Below are 15,101 nucleotides of genomic sequence, written 5' to 3'. Positions count from 1 at the left end.
ACCATCTAACCAAGAAAATGCTGATAGCTTTCCACTGCCTGATTAACCAGCCTCTGACGTGACTCCAGGCTGCCCCAGGCGCAATGTGGAGTCACAATCAGGTTTGGCATTGGGTTCTCAAGCAGAATGTTACCATTAACGGGAGGTTCTTCAGTCAGCACGTCAAAACCGGCACCGCCCAGCTTCCCGGCTTTCAGTACTTCAACCAGAGCCTGCTCATCCACCAGCCCGCCGCGAGCCGTATTGATTAACAATGCCGTTGGCTTCATCAAAGCCAGACGCTCTGTATTGATTAAGTTTTGAGTGCGCTCTGTCAAAGGACAATGAAGACTGACGATATCGGCTTCAGCAAGCCCCTTTTCAAGATCTACTCTATCGGAAGCAGAGCTGATTGAACCGGGTATCTTCGCTTTCAGAATTTCCATGCCGAAGGCTTCTGCAAGCTTTGCAGTAGCTTTACCAAGATCGCCATAACCAATGATTAACAGTTTTCTACCCGCTAATTCCATCATTGGGTTATTCAACAGGCAGAACATATCGCTTTTAGCCCACTGTCCATTAGATGTATTAGCCGAGTTGGCAGGCATAGCATTGGCCAGTGACAATATCAAAGCCATTGAATGCTGTGCGACAGACGACGTACTGTAGCGTTCAACGTTCTGAACCTTAATACCCAGCTCACTGCAGGCAGCCAGATCAATATTGTTCATCCCTGTTGCCAGTACACCGATATATCGAAGTTGTGGGTTTGCTTCCAGCAGCTCTCGACCAAGAACAACCTTATTGGTAAAAATAGCTGCAGCGCCCTTTACCCTTTCAGCCACATCAGCGGGAAACGTGATTTCATAAACTTCGAGAGAGACAGGTAAATCTTCAAACGCCTTCAGGCTCACACCATTGCCCAGAGTGCCAGCATCTAGAATAACTGTTTTTACTTTATCCACCTTTTTCTCTCCCAAAGCTTTATTAAAGCTATTTCAGAAAATCCATTTCAAAGCGTATTGATAAGGTTTACTTTTTTTGTGCCAGAAAAATAGTATGACGACTGCCTTTACCCGGCCGTGCCCGTACCATTTTCATGGAGGCCTGAAACTCGGCCTTTTTCAATCGGCCAAGAAATTTCTCATCAGGAAACGCCGACCAGATGGCCAGCATGCCTTTAGGCTTCAGGCATTGCTGAATAGCGGCAACACCCTGCGACGAATACAGTTGATGATTGTCTGTCTGAGTAAGTCCTTCAGGGCCGTTATCGACATCCAGCAGGATGGCATCAAATGCAGGTTTCCTGTCCTTAAACAGTTCAACCACATCGCCCTGATGTACACTAGTGCGCGAGTCATTCAGAGGGTATCCGGCACAAGCACCCAGCGGGCCTTTATTCCACTCGATCACTTCAGGAACCAGTTCCGCGACGGTGACTTTTGACGTCGGCATGACTGCTTTCAGTGCCGCCATCAGGGTAAAGCCCATTCCCATACCACCGACCAGAACATGGGCATCTGCTGTCGATTTAAGGTGAGCACATCCCAGTTCAGACAACGCCTCTTCCGAACCGTGCACCCGACTGTTCATTAGTTCGCCACGAACACCTGATAAACGAATGGAAAACTCGTCACCTCTTTGTGACAACTTGAGTTGTCCGCCCGCATTGGGAATATCTGCGGTACCCAGTTCAATCCAGGGATTCATAAAACCTCAGCCGGGACACGACTATTCAGAAAAGAGAAAACGATCAGGAAGCTGATCTCTGTCGTACGGCTTCAAACAGGCATACGCCTGTGGCCACAGAAACATTCAAACTGCTGACACTGCCAGCCATGGGAATAAAAATCAGGGAGTCGCATTTATCACGAGTCAGACGACGCATGCCTTTGTCTTCAGCACCCATTACCAATGCCATCGAGCCTTTCAAATCAGACTGATAAACATTGCCGGAACTCTCGCCAGCGGTACCAATCATCCAGACACCACGGTTTTTCAACCAGTCCATGGTACGAGCAAGATTGGTTACCTGAACCAGCGGTACATTGTCAGCGGCACCACAGGCAACCTTGCGAGCAGTCGCATTCAGGCTGGCAGACTTATCCTTTGGCACAATCATGGCATGAACGCCTGCTGCGTCAGCAGTACGCAGACATGCACCTAAATTGTGAGGGTCGGTTACACCATCAAGAATCAGTAGGAAAGGCGTTTCTTTCAGATTATCCAGCAGCTCTTCCAGATCACCTTCACGGTAAACCTGAGCCTGAGAAACACGAGCAACAACACCCTGATGGGTTCCCTCAACCTTTGAGTCCAGCCGCCCTCGTTCCACAAAACGAACCGTAACGCCATGCTCGCGGGCTTGATCCACCAGCACACTGATACGCTTGTCGGTACGACCTTTCTGGATCATCAGCTCCAGAACTTTTTCAGGGGAATGCTCAAACAGGCTCTGCACGGCATGCAGGCCGAAAACCACATCATCACTCATCGGGGAATTTAGCTTCAGATTGGAAATTAAAGAATGGGTCGAATATTAGCAGACCCATTCATTATTCATGAAGCCTTAAGTGTGCAGACACACGTAATCGAATATTAAATGACTGTTTGCCCGCCACATGCGGGCAAACAGTTTATGATTTTCTATATCTGAGTACTTGTTGCTTATTGATAACCGTGAACTTTGAACTGGGAATCTCGTTCGTCAGCCAGACGGTATATTCGCTGATATTCAGGTTCCTTGAGAATATCCCGTACACGATCCGGTTCGTCCGTGATAATGCCATCAACGTTATAATCCAGGCATTTGCGAATTGAGGAGCGCTTATTGATAGTCCAGAAGTAGGCTTTGCCAAAGGCGCCTTTTTGATCACGACGGTTCGCCAGAGCCTGAATCCAGCTCATCCAGTCTTTCATGGGCGACCAGAAGTACTGTGATGCAGCCCCCACTCCCAGAAAGCTGGCTCCGGTTGCTTCTACCTGTTCAACCCACTGTTGCTCAGTCAGATCACCATAATCTTCTAAATAGGCATCAATACCGCAGCCATACAGAGCAGTGACTTTACCGTGCTGACCCAGAGTGGTTCTGAAAACTCCGGCAACTGCAGCAGGCACAGACATAACCGCCTGCTCTGGAGTAATGCCAACCTTGATCAGCCTCTCGGCCAGATCCAGCGCATAAAGCCTTGGTTCAATAGCATCATCCTGCTTGGTATCCAGCATAATCATGGCAATATTGCCCTGATCCATATGCTTTTTCAGGTTTGCCAGATAGCGATTAAAGTCAGGATAGCGAGTCCACTTCAGGTCTCCAGAATGTTTAACGTTGAACTCTATACGACCATCAACCAGTTCTGGCGTAATATCGAATTCAATCATATTCGCACCACGGGACACCATTTCGTCGGCTTTTTCCATAGTGCTGCAGCGATGGCCAATATTGTAGAAAGGCCGCAGGTCGTCCACAGGCGTCACGCTCACCGCACCTGTTGTAATACGACCATTGTCGGCGAACCAGACTTCAAACCGAATATCACTGCTTTCACGGGACACAGTAAATTCAAGCTGACAGCGTTGATAGCCGCCATCAAGTCCATCAGGGAAATCCTCGGCTATGATCTGTTCACGGCTTACCAGGTGCGAACCCTGCCAGGCTTTAATATCACCTAGATAGTCGCCATCACTTTCATCGTGCCAAATCTGAAAAGTAGCCACGTATCGGCCAGCAGGAAGGGTGGCTGAATCTGTTTTTAACAGAGAACCGGCACCATCAAAAAGCTTTGGCTGCCAGTTCTTTATATAGTGGATATTAGGTGACGGGGAACGTTTGCCAATCTCATGGGATTGGCCATTCTCAGGCAGCCATACGGTTGTTGAGGGTTTTGAGCCTGTCGAGCTATTCGCCAGTACTGCTTCCGCACTGGCTCTCAATGGCAGGCTAATAGCTGAAGCAGCCCCAGCCATACCTGCCAGCTTGATAAAGTGACGTCTGTGCATTTTTCATCCGTTATGTTTATTGTTCTTCTAAAAGCTGCGAACTTTCAGAGAAACGTCGTTATAACACGACAGATGACTAATACACAGGAGCTACTACTTACTTTTTAGGCTTTCTCTTTCTTGGCTGACGACTGGCTGGCTTCTTGGCAGCAGTAGCAGGAGCTGCCTGGTCGCCGTCAGTCTTTTTACGACTTTTAGCTCGCGTCTTTTGCTTCTTGGTCGGCTTACGCTTTTTCGCAGGCTTCTTGCCTTGCTCTTCTTCTTTGGCTTTATCCAGTAAAGCCTTTTTAGCCGCACGACTTTTAGCAACACTGTTAATCTGGCCAGCGCCTTTGCCTGCAGAGCGACCAGCACCTCGACCAGGCCCACCGGAAGGCTTTCTTCCTTTACGGGGAGCCGGTTTCAAGCCAGCAGCAGATGATAGTTCGAAGTCTATCTTCTGGTCATCAAGATTAACCCGGGCAACGATAATCTCGATTTCATCACCAAGACGGTAAACCTTACCGGTTCGCTCGCCCACCAGACGATGATGGGAACCATCGAAGTGATAGTAATCACCGGGCAGACTGGTTACATGAATCAAGCCTTCTACATAGACTTCATCCAGCGCGACGAACAGACCAAAACCGGTGACCGATGCAATAACACCTTTATAAGTCTGACCAATATGCTGCTGCATATATTCACACTTGAGCCAATCCATTGCATCACGGGTGGCCAGGTCAGCTCTGCGCTCTGTCGTAGAACAGTGTTCGCCCATGGTGTAGACCTCATTACCGTCATAAGGGTAAATGGTCTTCTTGTTCATTTCCTTGGCACCAACACGCTGAACGTGTCGTGTCTCAATGCCTGAACGAATCACATGGCGAATGGCACGATGAACCATCAAATCGGGGTAACGACGAATCGGCGAGGTGAAGTGCGCGTACTGATCAAAGGCCAGACCAAAGTGCCCCTGGTTATCAGAGGTATAAACAGCCTGACTCATGGAGCGCAGAACAACAGTCTGGATAACCTTGTAATCAGGGCGCTCCCTTACTGATTCCAGCAGGGCTTTATAGTGTACAGGCTTAATCTCGCCCTTGGTTGGTAAGGACAGTCCCAGACTGCTGAGGAAGCTGGTAAGGTTCAGTTTTTTCTCAAGAGTCGGGCCTTCGTGAACTCTATAAAGTCCGGGAATCTTGTGTTTTTCAAGGAATTTGGCGGCACACACGTTGGCGCAGAGCATGCATTCTTCAATCAGCTTGTGAGCATCATTACGTTCCGCCGGAATAATCTCTTCGATTTTGCGGTTTCGGCCAAAGACAATCTGGGTTTCAACCGTTTCAAAATCAATGGTGCCACGTTCACTACGGACACGCTTCAACACCTTGAACAGATTATAGAGTTCCTCAACATGGGGAACCTGTGCCTTATATTGTTCTCTTAGAGGCTTGCCTTCTTCACCTTCAGGATCAGAGAGCATTTTCCAGACCTTGGAGTAGGTCAACCGTGCGTGGGAACGAAACAGGCCTTCATGAAACTTATAACCGGAAATTTTGCCGTTGGCACTGATGGTCATTTCACAGACCATGGCCAGTCGGTCAACATCAGGGTTCAATGAGCAGAGGCCGTTAGACAATATCTCCGGCAGCATCGGAATAACATGGCCAGGGAAGTAAACCGATGTGCCACGATTAAACGCTTCTTTATCGAGTGGTGTGCCCACTTTTACATAGTGGGAAACATCAGCAATCGCTACATATAAACGCCAGCCGCCGCTTTTCTTGGTTTCGCAGTAAACGGCATCATCAAAATCGCGGGCGTCTTCACCATCAATAGTGACGAAAGGAATCTTCCGTAGATCAACTCTGAGTTTTTTATCTTTCTCTGCCACCTGATCACTCAGATGGCTTACCTGTTCTTCAACGTCTGCAGGCCATACGTGTGGAATATCGTGGGTGCGCACAGCAACGTCCACTTCCATTCCGGCATCCTGACGATCGCCCAGAATCTCTTTAACCAGACCCACTGGCTGAGTTCGTTTACCCGGCTGATCAATAATCTCAACCAGCACATACTGACCGTGGGTAGGCATCAATGGTCCCGGCTTAATCAGGATTTCACGATCAATACGGGCATTTTCAGGAACGACAAAGATATTATCGTTCTCGGCGTAGAAGCGACCGACCAATTGAGTGGTTCTGCGCTCAACCACTTCTACAATCTGGCCTTCTTTCCGGCCACGGCGGTCAACGCCGGTTTCCCGTACAACCGCTCTGTCGCCATCGAAGCACTTGCGCATTTCTTTCCATGACAGGTAGAAATCTTCTCCCTTTTCATCAGGAATCAGAAAACCAAAGCCTTCTTTATTACCCTGAATGCGACCAGTAACCAGATCCATCTTGCTGAGCAGTCCGTAGGTTCCCTTGCGGGTTTCCAGCAATTGACCATCACGGATCATGGCTTTCAGACGAAATAGCAGTGCTTCTTTCTGTTCGTCACTGGTAACGCCCAGCTCACCACAAAGCGCTTTATGGCTGGCAGGTGCACCACGCTTCTCCAGAGTTTCCATGATGAAAAGCCGGCTGGGAATCGGGTTTTCATAACGGGCAGCTTCATCGGCTGCCTGGGAGTCCTGATCTTTCCAACCTATTGGCTTTTTCGACATGGACGAGTGTTTAACCTCTAAAAGAATAAATAAGGAGTTGTTACGACAGTCACTGCAGCAGTTTCAGACACAAGAAAAGAGATAAGAAGTGACTGAGAAGAATTTGGCTGCATCTTCACTCAGTATGCCCAGACTTGCAACCGGATTTAAAGCCATAACCGTGTCAAAGGGGCGCTGGATAAAGCCTGTACGAACACTGATTCAGATCAATACTTTAAAATTAACATCTTATTAAAGTACTTCACATCTACGAACACAAACAAACAAAACACACAAGTAGACAGGGAAATCCAATGTTCAAGCGTCCTCTTGCTGTAGCTATTCTTGCTGCTACTACCGCTATTGCTGCCACTTCTGCTCAAGCTTATGAAGCAGGTGATTTTCTGGTGCGCGGTGGTTTGGCTGCTGTAAATCCTGATGTTGATAGCGGCCTTCTGGAAGCTAATGGCAACAAACTGGCTAACACTGCTGTAGATGTTGATAGCAACACACAGCTGGGTGTTTCCTTCACCTATATGTATACCGACAACATCGGCATTGAGCTCCTGGCTGCCACTCCTTTCAAACACACCCTAACGGGCAAGAAAGGTCTGTCCGGACTGGGTGACTTTGCTGATGTGAAACATCTGCCACCTACAGTAAGCCTTCAATACTATCCAATGGATAGTAACTCTGCATTCCAGCCATACGCTGGTGTTGGCGTTAACTACACAGTGTTCTTCAGCGAAGACTTCAAGAGCGGCGCTAGTGCTACTTACAAGGATCTGGAACTTGAAAGTTCTCTGGGTCTGACTGCTCAGGTTGGTTTTGACTACAAGCTGAACGAAAACTGGAGCCTGAACGCAGCTGCCTGGTACATGGATATCAACACTACTGCAGAGTTTAAGGGTAGAGCTGACAACGCTAAGTACAAAATCGACGTAGAGCTCGACCCAATGGTTTACATGGCCGGTGTCTCCTACAAGTTCTAACCAGAACTTGAGAATTTCAAAAAAAGCGCACTCACCTCAGTGCGCTTTTTTTTGATCTACATCCCATGCAAATGATCAAGAAACGCCTTACCACCATTGGTTAACACCAAATTGTCCTGCCCGTTCCAGAACGCCAGCTGTCGGGTAATAAGGACATTCTCCACTTCGGTGATCAATCGTTTTTTCAATCCAACCGCTGCCAGAATCTGCTGATTCTCTTCCTCATCACCCATCTCATCAATCTGTTGACGACTCAAACCACCACGAAGATCGGTCAGAATACCGGTATAGAGATGTCGATCACTGACACCCCGGACAAGAACCACCAGCAACGTCTGAAGTTTCATCGCGACATCGGAAAGCACATCATCCTTGCCGATCTCATTCAGAAAAAAACTGTCGCCCAGCTGCTTCAACTCATAACCGATGCTTTCATAAAGGTGATCGTACACCGTTCGATTCTGTTCACTGGCCAGCTCATCAAACAGTGGATTTGGAGCCAGAAGGCTGCCATCCAGAATCTGTTTGTTAATGATATTGCCGTTAATCAGTTCCCGGTATATTTTCCGACTGATGTCCTGTCTCATTGGGCTAACTCCCCATAAATTTTCTCTGACGGCCTGATTGAAGAGCTGTTTACAGAGACATTCTCAATTGACTGCCGTGACTGACGCTTACCGGCTTTAGGCACATAGCTGCGTACCCGATAGTCCAGCTGTTTACCTTGATAAACCATCTGCTGAAAGCAAGGAGGAGAAACCAACTCTACCTTGCCATGACTGGACAGAAACCCTAAAGCATCAACAAGGTTAGGCAAACGGTAGGCTGGCATGGATTCCTGCAAATGGTCGTGCAACGCCTGATAAATATCATCGTGTTTCTGACCATAATCGAAACTTTCCATCGCTTTCATAATGCGATTGATAACCGTGCGTTTCAGCAGTTCTTCTTCCGAACGGGGCTTACCCGGTTCAGAGAGGTTGTCAGGCGACAGCTTAGGTGCTTTCTCAAGACGAACACGCAGCACTTCATCCAACGCATCAGTGCCCTGTTCCGATGGCCAGTTAATGTTGCTGGTCATGGTACGACTGAAGTTTTTGAAGTTACCAAACACTCTTGATGGTTCGAAAACCTCATGTTCCGGTTTCAGCAAAAAGTCCCGTAACAGCCCCTGCTGCTTTTCACGCGCAGCATCGAGCAGCCTGTTGTAGAGCTCTTCTGTGCGGTTGTAACGCTGACGTTCCTGCTGTGCGTACCGAACGTAGGTTTCCAGACTCTTGGCAATGGCCGCTACATCTTCGCCCAGATACAGAATATGAAACTGCACCCGCTGCAGACGGGTAACATGCTCACCTTTACGGTGCTCATAGAAGCGCTTGATGATCTTCTGCACCAGTGCCATGGGCGACTGACTGCCATAGAGCGCATTCTTCGCAAGCGTTCTGGACGAGCCGGGACGACTGATATCCAGACGTTCATCAAGGAACTGCAACATAGGCGTTACATGACGTTCATGAATACGCAGGATCTCGTTCAGGGCAAAACCAACCTGCTCACTGCGCTCCATTCGACTGTAGTCCTGACGATCCACCAGCTCCGCCAAATGCGCAGCCTGCCCCTTCAATGCCCGTACATTAGACTGCAGTCGTGAGTTCACTTCGTTCAACGTATTGTGGGCAGATTCGACCATTTCCAGATAATCAGGGTCGTCATCCAGCCAGAGAATACTGCTGTCACTCAGCTGTCGCTCACACTCTTCCAACTGCTTAAGCAGTTGGTTCAGCTCTGCCGATGACAGTTCCCGCAAACGTTTGTTATCCAGATGCCGCAGCATATCCAGCACAAACTGCTGTAATCGAAAGCGGCCACTGCGACGATCGAGATAACTGAGCAGACCATTCTGGTTAAGGTTATCCAGACCAAGCGTATCCAGCAGCCGTCGACGCTCTTTATCCACCAGACCTTCAACACTGTGAGCCAGCAGCTTCTGGTAATCACTGATGGTGAATTCCAGCGATGGATTGTTCAGACTGTGCTGAACGTAATCCATCAACTGAAAGAACAGTGATTTATGCTCGAGAATCGCAATCAGTGTGACATCACTGCTGACCCGTCTCATTGGTACGCCTCTTCTGCCTGCAGCTCTTCCGGTGCACTTTCAGCAACAGAATCATCCTCGACAATATCAGTCAGCGATTCACTGCTGCCGGTATAGATCGCCAGACACTTGGCAATAGGCGTTCCTTCAGTGACCTGATGCAGGAACAGGTCGTGCCATATGCCAATATACTGAGCGATACTGCCCTGATTGGTCGGGTTGGCCACCAGAAGGGTGAAGTTGTGTTCCTCAACAATACGACGCAGTTCTGCAAGATTACTGTCGTCAAGGCTGCCCACCTCATCGAAGATAACCGGCAGAGCAAACACCACATCTTCAGGTACCAGCTTATGCATCAGAATGGAGAGCAGTACCGCATTTACCATTGAACTGGTGCCGTTTGACTGAGGAGTTACTTCATCGCGGCCATTGATCTGGTAGATAAACTTCACGCTTGTCACTATGCGCTCCAGATCCAGGCGACCAGCACGTCCTCCCGCAGGCCCTCCGGTTTTCAAATACTTTTCACAGAAGTCCTGAAGCCGATTGTAGAAGGACTCCTTCATCAAACGGTCTGATTCTGTACCGTGGTCTTTCAGTTCATGGCGCAGAGTATTGAAACTGTCCAGTGTCCCTATCTCGACTCTTACGCCGGAAAGGTTGGAGATATGAATATGAGACAGATCGTCGTTGATCTTGTTCTGGAAATTGCGGATAGCGAGATCCATCTTATCCAGCAAGCTGATCTGACGACCTGTGTCGTGGTTGTGATTCATCACCTGGGCACGGTGATCGCGCTCTCTGGATTCGATATTGTCGAATTCTGACTTCAGCTTGTGGAAGGCATCAAAGAACTCACTGCTGGTCAGATCAGCACGGAAGGCAAGATCAGCTTCCAGATTGGCAATGCCACTGCCGATCAGCACCTTGAACTTATCGATACAGCTTTGGCGAGTCACTGAGACATCGTTGTAGAACATTTGAATCAGCTTATTCGCTTCTGTCGCAATGTCATCAGGAGCTGTGGGCACGTCTATCGAAGCCACTTTCAGATGTTGCAGACCTGCCAGAGATGAGAGGTTATTAAGACTACTCTCAGCAATTTGCAGGCTCTTTTTCTGTGATTCAAGCGTTTTCAGCCGCTCACGGCTATTCTCACATTCATTCTCGTATTGCTTAAGCTCTTCGGTCAGTGCTGCTCTCTGCTCAAGTTGCTGAGCCTGCTTCAGATTCAGCGTATCCAGGTCGATCTGCTTATCGGCAAGATTGTCTACATTAAAATCCAGACCCGAAACGACTTTCATCTCACGATTGATCTCACCTATCTCGATCTGCTTTCCTTTCAGGGATTCCCGACGCTGCTCGTCACTGCCAGTCAATGCACGACGATATCCCTCGATCTTGCGCTCACAGTTTTGCAGCTCGTCTTCCAGTTCATGAAGTCGTGCTATATGTTGCTCTTTTACAGTCATAGCATCAAAGGGTTGTGCTCTTCCGCCTGGCAACGGGGTACCGCAAAACAGTAGCCTTCCTTGCTCATTAATACTGAGCAGTCGGACAAAGGATTGAACAGCGTCTATCTGTTCTTCATTTGGCGTTATCACCATTTGGCTAAAGCCTGAGTGCAGACTGTTCAGTACCAGTGCGCTGTGTCCGTCCAGATAGGACAGTGTGCTGCTTTTCTGCTGCTTCAGCACGGCTTCAGCACGCTGAATTTTACTCTGTAACTGCACCTTGCGCTGGAGTTCCCGTTGCAGAGCGTTCTGCGACTGCTCCTGACTCTGAAGTGCCTCCAGCTCCTGTTCAACTTCCAACAGGCACGCTTTCATATAAGTCAGTACACGAGCCTGATCCTGTCCTCCAGCGACAGGCGCGTCACGGACCAGCACTTCTCTAGCAAGAGCAATCGCACCTGTCAGAGCTGAGACTTCTCTAGAAAGAGTGACATGCTGACCTTTACACTGGTCGTACTCACTTTTCAGAGCCGTCATTTGTGCCCGAGCCTTCTTATAACGATTAGTGGCCGTGTCATTACTAACACGGGCATCACTCAGCTCAGGGTCAAAAGTGTCGTTATGAATGGCCAGCGATGTTCGCAGTGTCTGATAACTCTTACGCAAAGCACTGCTCTGCTCCTGATAATTCAGATAGTTACTGCTTAGACTACTCCAGTCATCCATATGGCCACGAACTGCCTGAATCTCCCGCTGACTCTGGCTCAACCGCTCACGGTCATCCTGAATACGGTGAAAATCGATACTGATACTCTCTTTCTGGGAAGAAAGGTCGGCATCAATAATATTGGCAATGGCCTGAGGCAAGTTCTTGTGGTCAGCACCTTTGATATCGAAGGAGAGCTGCAGAAGTGCCTTTATCGAACGCATCATATGCTGACTGGGGGATTGCACCAGCGGCATCAGGCAAAAGCGGGTATCGTCATCACTGGGGTCCACACGGGTATACAAAGCTTCCCGAATAGTCGCTACATCATTAAGTGGTCGTGCACCCAGTTTCTTTAATCGGGTAACGACTGTCGCCAGCTCCATATCGCCTGGATGAGAACCTGCCCCTTGATTGGCACGAGTGCTTTCATCCCAGAACAGATGCTTGATATGGTCGTATGGACGCGGTACCGCTAAACGACCATAGCCTAACTCCTGATTACTCTGATACAGAACAATGCAGAACTCGCCACGGGGATTGCTCGCTTCAAGAACAATGAAAGAGTTAGGGCTGGGAAAATAGTAGCGGTAGCTCTCAAGGCCGGTGTATTCACGGTCCTTGGAAGCAAATCCAAATTTGTTCTCGCAGCTGCGAAAGTTCACTTCCGGCAGCAGGAACAGCTTAAGGGTATGGAGGCCAGAGGTTTTACCCTGGTTATTGCTGCCCAGCAAGGCAGCAGTCTGGTCCAGAGGCAGTTCTACATAGGCAGAGCTGCCGGAGTTAACCATCACCAGTCTCAGAATCTGGTAGCGGTCACCTTCAAACAGAGAGCCTTCGAGCCCGGATAAAGAGCCACCTGGCCCAAGTAAAGAATCATCCAATAATTTCATTTATCAATCCAGATAGGTTTCCTGTTCGAGCTTCCTGTGACTCTGTCGCATGATGGCGATAAGAGACCTTAATTCAGGATTTTCCTCAGAGAAAGCTTTCAATTTTTGTCGTTCATCATCGGGTAACTTACGGCGTGACTGTTCCAGCAGAGAAGATACATTTTCCGGAACAAGAAACCGCACAGGCACAGTAGAATCGGCCAGTAATTTTTTAATATTTTGATAGATTTGAATACCGCCTGCATCGACATCAAACAGGCAGTTTACCGAGTCAAAGTGCTGATAAAAGAGAGCGTTGCAGGCTTTTGCGGCGGCATTACCAGAACCAAAAGCCAGAGTTATTTGGTCACGTTTCTCATCCAAACCACATCGCTCTATAGCCAGTGAAAGTGTTTCTTCAACCCTCAGAAAGTTTTCCAGATTTTCTACCAAAAGCAGATGTTCGTGAGGCTCTGGCAGGGCTGACCACTGTAAGCCATTACGACAAACGGCCACACGAGGCTCAAGCCATGATGATTTATCCAGCGTCAGCATGCTTCCGGTTACAGCTTTGGCATGAGAATCCCCAGCGAGAGACGCTGTAGCTCTGTCACTGACTGCCACTGGTTCAGGGAAACGGCTCTTCAGCCGCAGAAAAGCATCCTGATCAATGATCTGAACAGTGGTTTTATCGTCATAGAGTGAATCTGGCAGAATGACCGTTGTCAGCTGGCCAGGCTTAATACCTTCTTTGGTCAGTACGCTGACACCTTTTTTCCAGGGGACAGGTTTTCCATCCTCAATGGCTTTCAAAAATTCGTAAGGGTTTTTCATGCAACGAGTGTGCAAGGAAGAGGGACGCTTTTCAAGATTGGCAAGACTACCAATTATTCAGCAATTATACATGGATGGTCACTTATATCTTTGACGTGTATCTATGGGGAAATAATACTGGGGATGTCTCTTATTTATGCGTCAGATGCCTGCTGCTAATAGCAGGCATCTGCACACATTGGCTGTCACTCAACTGAAAAGTCACTCAGTTGAAAAGCCAATCAACCGAATGGCTGTTCAAGAATAATAGTTTCTACACGGTCAGGGCCGGTGGAAACGATGTGGATTGGCGTACCAACCACTTCTTCCAGACGCTTGATGTAAGCGCGGGCATTGGCAGGCAGGTCGTCCAGATTCTTGGCACCGAAAGTAGACTCGCTCCAGCCTGGAACTTCTTCGTACACAGGTTGAATCGCTTCGTACTCTTCCGCATCAACCGGAGTCGTGATGGATTCGCCTTCAGCGTTCTTGTAGCCAGTACAGATCTTGATGGTTTCCAGACCGTCCAGAACGTCCAGTTTGGTCAGACACATTCCGGATACGGAGTTGATCTGAACCGCCTGACGCAGAGCAACAGCGTCAAACCAGCCACAACGACGTGGACGACCGGTGGTCGCACCGAATTCGTTACCCTGCTTGGCCAGGTGCATACCAACATCGTCGAACAGTTCAGTCGGGAAAGGACCGGAACCGACACGAGTCGTGTAAGCCTTGGTGATACCCAGAACGTAATCGAGGTACAGAGGACCAAAACCACTACCGGTGGAAACGCCACCCGCAGTTGTGTTTGAAGAGGTCACGAACGGATAGGTACCGTGGTCGATATCCAGCAGAGAGCCCTGAGCGCCTTCAAACAGGATATGATCGCCTTTACCGTGATGTTCGTGAACCTTATCAGTTACACGCTCAATCATTGGCTTGATCTGTTCAGCCATAGCCAGTGCTTCATCCAGAGTCTTCTGGAAATCAACAGGCTCAACTTTGTAGAAATGCTCCAGAGCGAAGTTATGGTATTCCAGCACTTCCTTCAGCTTCTCGGCAAAACGCTCCGGATGCAGAAGGTCGGAGACACGCAGGCCACGACGAGCAACCTTGTCTTCATAAGCCGGACCGATACCACGACCGGTAGTACCGATTTTCGCTTCACCACGAGCCAGTTCACGCGCCTGATCAAGAGCTACGTGGTAAGGCAGAATCAGAGGGCAGGCCGGGCTGATTCTCAGGCGTTCGCGAACAGGAACACCACCTTCTTCCAGCTTGTGGATTTCCTTCAACAGCGCTTCAGGGGAAAGAACTACACCGTTACCGATGTAGCAGACAACGCCTTCGCGCAGAATGCCGGAAGGGATCAGGTGCAAAACGGTTTTTTCACCGTCAATCACCAGTGTGTGACCCGCATTGTGGCCACCCTGAAAACGCACTACCGCTTCAGCCTGCTCGGTCAGCAGGTCTACGATCTTGCCTTTACCTTCGTCACCCCATTGAGTGCCCAGTACGACAACAGTTTTACCCATGGTAAACGGTCTCTTAGATTCCAA

At 48.9% G+C, this 15,101-nt stretch carries 11 protein-coding genes; 1 reads left to right on the top strand and 10 read right to left on the bottom strand.

Annotated elements, in window-relative coordinates:
• Window positions 1-5: 5 nt before the first annotated feature.
• From EOPP23_RS01605 to rnr, 5 genes are all read right to left on the bottom strand, one after another.
• Complete coding sequence (locus EOPP23_RS01605) at window positions 6-944, bottom strand: D-2-hydroxyacid dehydrogenase (protein WP_370514578.1); 939 nt, start codon at window positions 942-944, stop codon at window positions 6-8.
• 67 nt (window positions 945-1,011) lie between these two features.
• Window positions 1,012-1,689, bottom strand: coding sequence for a hypothetical protein (locus tag EOPP23_RS01600; protein ID WP_153764226.1), 678 nt, complete (start codon window positions 1,687-1,689; stop codon window positions 1,012-1,014).
• A 43-nt stretch (window positions 1,690-1,732) separates the two neighbouring features.
• On the bottom strand, window positions 1,733-2,473 hold the full coding sequence (gene rlmB / locus EOPP23_RS01595; protein ID WP_153764225.1) for a 23S rRNA (guanosine(2251)-2'-O)-methyltransferase RlmB: 741 nt from the start codon (window positions 2,471-2,473) through the stop codon (window positions 1,733-1,735).
• A 173-nt stretch (window positions 2,474-2,646) separates the two neighbouring features.
• Complete coding sequence (locus EOPP23_RS01590; RefSeq protein WP_153764301.1) at window positions 2,647-3,978, bottom strand: twin-arginine translocation signal domain-containing protein; 1,332 nt, start codon at window positions 3,976-3,978, stop codon at window positions 2,647-2,649.
• A 97-nt stretch (window positions 3,979-4,075) separates the two neighbouring features.
• Window positions 4,076-6,628, bottom strand: a complete 2,553-nt coding sequence (gene rnr, locus EOPP23_RS01585; protein ID WP_153764224.1) for a ribonuclease R — start codon at window positions 6,626-6,628, stop codon at window positions 4,076-4,078.
• Between the two features lie 293 nt (window positions 6,629-6,921).
• Between rnr and EOPP23_RS01580 the strand changes: the two genes are divergently transcribed.
• Window positions 6,922-7,599 (top strand): OmpW family protein, encoded by a 678-nt coding sequence (locus EOPP23_RS01580; RefSeq protein WP_153764223.1) that lies wholly within the window; start codon window positions 6,922-6,924, stop codon window positions 7,597-7,599.
• A 56-nt stretch (window positions 7,600-7,655) separates the two neighbouring features.
• Here EOPP23_RS01580 and EOPP23_RS01575 read toward each other — a convergent pair whose 3' ends face one another.
• The 5 genes from EOPP23_RS01575 to EOPP23_RS01555 all read right to left on the bottom strand — a co-directional run bounded on the left by EOPP23_RS01575 (window position 7,656) and on the right by EOPP23_RS01555 (window position 15,077).
• On the bottom strand, window positions 7,656-8,186 hold the full coding sequence (locus EOPP23_RS01575; protein WP_153764222.1) for a hypothetical protein: 531 nt from the start codon (window positions 8,184-8,186) through the stop codon (window positions 7,656-7,658).
• Window positions 8,183-9,718, bottom strand: a complete 1,536-nt coding sequence (locus EOPP23_RS01570; protein WP_153764221.1) for a hypothetical protein — start codon at window positions 9,716-9,718, stop codon at window positions 8,183-8,185. The genes EOPP23_RS01575 and EOPP23_RS01570 overlap by 4 nt, the downstream gene beginning before the upstream one ends.
• Window positions 9,715-12,750 (bottom strand): hypothetical protein, encoded by a 3,036-nt coding sequence (locus EOPP23_RS01565; protein WP_153764220.1) that lies wholly within the window; start codon window positions 12,748-12,750, stop codon window positions 9,715-9,717. The genes EOPP23_RS01570 and EOPP23_RS01565 overlap by 4 nt, the downstream gene beginning before the upstream one ends.
• A 3-nt stretch (window positions 12,751-12,753) precedes the next feature.
• Complete coding sequence (locus EOPP23_RS01560) at window positions 12,754-13,563, bottom strand: hypothetical protein (RefSeq protein WP_153764219.1); 810 nt, start codon at window positions 13,561-13,563, stop codon at window positions 12,754-12,756.
• A gap of 221 nt (window positions 13,564-13,784) precedes the next feature.
• Window positions 13,785-15,077 (bottom strand): adenylosuccinate synthase, encoded by a 1,293-nt coding sequence (locus tag EOPP23_RS01555; protein WP_153764218.1) that lies wholly within the window; start codon window positions 15,075-15,077, stop codon window positions 13,785-13,787.
• Window positions 15,078-15,101: the final 24 nt, after the last annotated feature.

The sequence above is a fragment of the Endozoicomonas sp. OPT23 genome, from assembly GCF_009653635.1.
Classification (GTDB): Bacteria; Pseudomonadota; Gammaproteobacteria; order Pseudomonadales; family Endozoicomonadaceae; genus Endozoicomonas_A.
Note: the sequence above shows the minus strand (reverse complement) of the source record. Positions and strands in the feature narration are given on the sequence as shown.

Coding starts and splice junctions, on each gene's coding strand:
- EOPP23_RS01600 (WP_153764226.1), bottom strand. CDS start 1,689: ATGAATCCCTGGATTGAACTGGGTACCGCAGATATTCCCAATGCGGGC.
- rlmB (WP_153764225.1), bottom strand. CDS start 2,473: ATGAGTGATGATGTGGTTTTCGGCCTGCATGCCGTGCAGAGCCTGTTT.
- EOPP23_RS01590 (WP_153764301.1), bottom strand. CDS start 3,978: ATGCACAGACGTCACTTTATCAAGCTGGCAGGTATGGCTGGGGCTGCT.
- rnr (WP_153764224.1), bottom strand. CDS start 6,628: ATGTCGAAAAAGCCAATAGGTTGGAAAGATCAGGACTCCCAGGCAGCC.
- EOPP23_RS01580 (WP_153764223.1), top strand. CDS start 6,922: ATGTTCAAGCGTCCTCTTGCTGTAGCTATTCTTGCTGCTACTACCGCT.
- EOPP23_RS01575 (WP_153764222.1), bottom strand. CDS start 8,186: ATGAGACAGGACATCAGTCGGAAAATATACCGGGAACTGATTAACGGC.
- EOPP23_RS01570 (WP_153764221.1), bottom strand. CDS start 9,718: ATGAGACGGGTCAGCAGTGATGTCACACTGATTGCGATTCTCGAGCAT.
- EOPP23_RS01565 (WP_153764220.1), bottom strand. CDS start 12,750: ATGAAATTATTGGATGATTCTTTACTTGGGCCAGGTGGCTCTTTATCC.
- EOPP23_RS01560 (WP_153764219.1), bottom strand. CDS start 13,563: ATGAAAAACCCTTACGAATTTTTGAAAGCCATTGAGGATGGAAAACCT.
- EOPP23_RS01555 (WP_153764218.1), bottom strand. CDS start 15,077: ATGGGTAAAACTGTTGTCGTACTGGGCACTCAATGGGGTGACGAAGGT.